Annotated in this window: 7 protein-coding genes; 2 read left to right on the top strand and 5 right to left on the bottom strand. The window is 65.1% G+C overall.

What is annotated here, in order from left to right:
- Both ftsY and ACFP9U_RS24075 read left to right on the top strand, forming a co-directional pair.
- On the top strand, nt 1–1196 hold a 1196-nt coding region (gene ftsY / locus ACFP9U_RS24080), incomplete at its 5' end, for a signal recognition particle-docking protein FtsY (protein ID WP_378625319.1).
- Between the two features lie 54 nt (nt 1197–1250).
- Complete coding sequence (locus ACFP9U_RS24075) at nt 1251–1844, top strand: septation protein A (RefSeq protein ID WP_378625322.1); 594 nt, start codon at nt 1251–1253, stop codon at nt 1842–1844.
- A gap of 56 nt (nt 1845–1900) precedes the next feature.
- Here the strand turns inward: ACFP9U_RS24075 and ACFP9U_RS24070 are convergent, their stop codons facing one another.
- The 5 genes from ACFP9U_RS24070 to ACFP9U_RS24050 all read right to left on the bottom strand — a co-directional run.
- The gene (locus ACFP9U_RS24070) at nt 1901–2308 is read right to left on the bottom strand and encodes a DUF1761 domain-containing protein (protein ID WP_378625317.1); all 408 of its coding nucleotides are present in this window, start codon (nt 2306–2308) and stop codon (nt 1901–1903) included.
- Between the two features lie 52 nt (nt 2309–2360).
- Nucleotides 2361–3017, bottom strand: a complete 657-nt coding sequence (locus tag ACFP9U_RS24065; RefSeq protein ID WP_378625320.1) for a class I SAM-dependent methyltransferase — start codon at nt 3015–3017, stop codon at nt 2361–2363.
- A complete protein-coding gene (locus ACFP9U_RS24060) occupies nt 3017–3442 on the bottom strand; it encodes an EVE domain-containing protein (RefSeq protein ID WP_378625316.1) in 426 nt (141 codons plus the stop codon). The genes ACFP9U_RS24065 and ACFP9U_RS24060 overlap by 1 nt, the downstream gene beginning before the upstream one ends.
- Nucleotides 3442–3738, bottom strand: coding sequence for a YciI-like protein (locus tag ACFP9U_RS24055; RefSeq protein WP_378625314.1), 297 nt, complete (start codon nt 3736–3738; stop codon nt 3442–3444). The genes ACFP9U_RS24060 and ACFP9U_RS24055 overlap by 1 nt, the downstream gene beginning before the upstream one ends.
- 27 nt (nt 3739–3765) lie before the next feature.
- The coding region (locus ACFP9U_RS24050; protein ID WP_378625312.1) for an NAD(P)H-dependent glycerol-3-phosphate dehydrogenase at nt 3766–4152 on the bottom strand (387 nt) is incomplete at its 5' end.

Below are 4152 nucleotides of genomic sequence, written 5' to 3'. Positions count from 1 at the left end.
TGCGGCTTGCGCGTGAAGAAGAAGCCGCCGAAGCTCTTCCCGAGCCCGAGCCCGAGCCCGAGCCCGAGCCCGAGCCCGAGCCCGAGCCCGAGCCCGAGCCCGAGCCCGAGCGGCGCGAGGCGGAAGCAGTGGACGAGGCTTCACCTCATCCTGAGCCTGTCGACGGGCGAGGTGAAGCGCGCGCCGACGTTGAAGACCTGCCGGCCGCAAGGGTCACCATTTCCGAGTCCGTCGAGCATGAACGTGCAGAAGCGCCCGCGCCGGCCGTTGAAGAGGCGCGCAAACCGTGGTTCCAGCGGCTGCGCGAGGGTCTTTCGCGCTCTTCCAAAGAACTGCGGGACAACGTGGCCGGCATCTTCCTCAAGCGCAAGCTCGACGAGGACACGCTGCAGGACCTGGAAGACGTACTCCTGCGCGCCGATCTGGGGCTCGAGACGGCGATGCGCGTGACCGATACGCTGGCGGCGGGCCGCTACGGCAAGGATGTCTCCGGCACGGAGGTGCAGGCCGTCATGGCCGAGGAGATCGAGAAGGTGCTGGGGCCGGTGGCCAGGCCGCTGGAGCTGGACCTTTCCCACAAGCCGCACGTGATCCTGGTCGTCGGCGTCAACGGTACGGGTAAGACGACGACCATCGGCAAGCTGGCGGCCAAGCTCTCGCAGGGCGGGCTCAAGGTGATGCTGGCGGCGGGCGACACCTTCCGTGCCGCGGCGATCGAGCAGCTCAAGATCTGGGGCGAGCGCACCGGCGCTCCCGTCGTCTCGTCCAAGCTCGGGGCCGATGCCGCCGGGCTGGCATGGGACGCCTATGAGGAGGCCAAGGCCAAAGGCAGCGACGTCCTGATCATCGACACGGCCGGGCGCCTGCAGAACAAGACCGAACTGATGGCGGAGCTGGAAAAGATCGTGCGCGTGCTCAACAAGCACGATCCGGATGCACCGCACACGGTCCTGCAGACGCTCGACGCCACGACGGGGCAGAATGCCCTCAATCAGGTCGAAATCTTCCGCAATATTGCGGGCGTATCCGGCCTCGTGATGACCAAGCTCGACGGCACGGCGCGCGGCGGCATCCTTGTCGCAATCGCCGCCAAGCACAAGCTGCCGGTCTATTTCATCGGCGTCGGCGAGGGTGTCGACGACCTGGAACCTTTTTCGGCGAGCGATTTTGCAAAAGCGATCGCAGGAGTTGCCTGAGTGACCGACAAGAGTATTTTCGAGCGTGACCCGTCCGATCCCAAGCGCAAGGAGATGAACCCGCTCCTGAAGATGGCGCTGGAACTGGGGCCGTTGATGGTCTTCTTCTTCGCCAATGCGCGCGGCGAGTGGCTGGCGGAACGTTTTCCCGCACTTGGTGAGCTGGGCGGGCCGCTTTTCATTGCCACGGCGCTCTTCATGGCGGCCACGGCCATCGCGCTCAGCGCCTCATGGCTCCTGGTGCGCAAGCTGCCCATCTTGCCGCTGGTTTCGGGCATCGTCGTGTTCATCTTCGGCGCGCTGACGCTCTATCTGCACAGCGAGATCTTCATCAAGATGAAGCCGACCATCGTCAATTCGCTGTTCGGGGCCGTGCTGCTCGGCGGATTGTTCTTCGGCAAGTCGCTGCTCGGCTATGTTTTCGATTCGGCCTTCCGGCTGGATGCGGAAGGCTGGCGCAAGCTGACGCTGCGCTGGGGTCTGTTCTTCATCTTCCTGGCGGTTGTCAACGAGGTGGTGTGGCGCAGCTTCTCCACCGACGCCTGGGTGGCCTTCAAGGTATGGGGCATCATGCCCATCACGCTGGTCTTCACCATGAGCCAGATGCCGCTCATCATGCGGCATTCGCTGGAGAAGGAAGGGCAGTAGGAGGGGTATAGGGCGGTAAGGCGGTTAGGGCGGCGAGTTCCATACCGCCCTTCCCGTCAGACTCCAAACCAGCCGATAACCGCGCCCATCAGGAGAGCCACGCCCAGCCAGTGGCCGGCGTCGATGACGGTGAGGTCCCAGCCAAAGCCCTGATAGCGGTGGTTGACGGCGATGGTGGTGGCCATGAAGCCCAGCCAGATGAAGGCGCCGGAGACGATGCCGTTCCAGAGCGTTACCTGCCCCGCACCCAGGTGGCCGATGACACCGGCCAGAACCCAGGCCATGATCAGTTCGCCGATGAAGGAGGTGATGAAGGGCATCGGGCTCATCTGCATCTTGTCCGGGTCGATGAGCGCAGCCTTCATCCACGGCTTGCCCAGAATGCCGTAATAAGCCGCGCCGAAGGCGAAGGCGACGACGGCGGCCGCCAGGATCGCCAGATAATTCATGCCCGCGAAATCCATTGTCCTGTCCTTCCTGCAAACCGGCCAATTGAATGCCCGGCGGCGGAATGCGTCAAGAGAAGCGCCAGACGGTGGTGCGCTTGACCTCGGCGTCTTCGAGCGCGCGGGTGACCGGCACGGCATAGACGGCAAGTCGGGTCAGCCGGTCCTTCGGCAGGTAGGTGCGGCCGGGATCTCCGACGAGAACAAGTGTTCCGTCCGGGACGAGATCGGCGAGCCAGGGTGTGAGCCGCTCGGCAAGCAGGCGGTCGTAGAAGACGTCGCCGGCGAGCAGAACGTCGCAGGGCGGGCGTGTGCCGATCAGATCCTCAGCGGTGAAATCGAAGACCACGTCGTTCGCCGCCATGTTCAGGCGGCAGGCAGCCGCGGAAAAAGGGTCCGTGTCGGTGGCCCTCACGCGGGCGGCCCCCGCCTTGCAGGCGGCGATCGCGACGAGGCCCGAACCGGCGGCGAAATCCAGCACCGCGCGGCCTTTCACGGTTTCCGGGTGGTCGAGAACGTAGCGGGCGAGCCCCTGGCCGCCCGCCCAGGCGAAGGCCCAGAAAGGCGGCGGCAGGCCGATTTCCTGAAGCTCCTCCTCAGTGCGACGCCAAATCTCGTGGGCTTCGTCGGCGAGGTGGAGTGCGATCTCCGGCACGTGAGGCGGCCGGACGAGCGATGTGTTCGCCTCGATGAAGGCGCGTGCGTCGTCGGGTGACGGTTTAGCGATCACGGCGCCTTGTCGAGGCCGCCCATGCGGCAGACTTCCCGCCACTCCGCCTCGCTCACAGGCTGGACGGAAAGGCGCGAATTGTTGACCAGCACCATGTCGTGAAGCTTCGGATTGGCCTTGATGTCGTTGAGGGAGACCGGCTTCGGAATGTCCTTCACGGCACGGATGTCGACGCATTCCCAGCGCGGGTCGTCGGTGGTCGAATCGGGATGGACCGGGGCGATGACCTCGACGATGCCGACGACGCTCGTCTCCTTGACCGAGTGATAGAAGAAGCCGAGATCGCCGACCTTCATCTGGCGCATATTGTTGCGTGCCTGGTAATTGCGCACGCCGTCCCACTGCTCGCCCTTGTCTCCCTTCTTCTTCTGCATCTCCCAGGACCAGGAGGTGGGCTCCGATTTGAACAGCCAATAGGCCATTACGCATTCTCCGGCTTGTTGAAGACCCAGTTCCAGGGGCGAATTTCGACGGATTCGAACAGGCCGGCAAGGGCGTAGGGATCGGCCCTGGCGATCGCCTCGGCGGCGGCGTGATCCTCGGTCTCGACGGCCACCATGCTGCCAGAGGGCTTTCCGTCCTCATCCAGGAAGGGACCGGCAAATTTCAGCGTGCCGGCGGCATTGAGCTTTTCGAGATATTCGACATGCTCGGGGCGCGTGTCCTGGCGGACCTGCAGGTGTCCGGGCTTGTCCCGGCACAGGATGACGAAGATCATGCGGTTTTCCCTCCTTCATTCGCCGGCTTAGCCGGCCTCGCTCTTCAACGGCCGCGCAAGCAGGGCCTGCATGGCCGCCTCGACCGTGAGCCGGCCGTCGAGAATCGCCGTCACGCTGCCGATGATCGGCGCGTCCAAGCCGCGTTCGCGCGCGATCCGCGCGGCAATTCCCGCGGTATAGACCCCCTCGGCGAGCGGCAGACCGTCCAGGTCCTCGCCGCGGCCAAGCGCCAGCCCGTAGGCGTAGTTGCGCGACTGGGCGGAATTGCAGGTGAGGATGAGGTCGCCGAGCCCCGACAGTCCCATCAGCGTTTCCGGCTCGGCGCCGAAGGCGGCGCCGATGCGCCTGAGTTCGACGAAGCCGCGGGTGATGATCGCTGCCATCGCGCTGGCGCCGAGCCCCGCGCCGCTGGT

It is taken from the genome of Nitratireductor sp. GCM10026969 (genome assembly GCF_042660605.1).
In the GTDB taxonomy this organism is placed as follows: Bacteria; Pseudomonadota; Alphaproteobacteria; order Rhizobiales; family Rhizobiaceae; genus Chelativorans.
The sequence above is the reverse complement of the archived record's forward strand: the minus strand, read 5'-3'. Positions and strand labels throughout refer to the sequence as shown.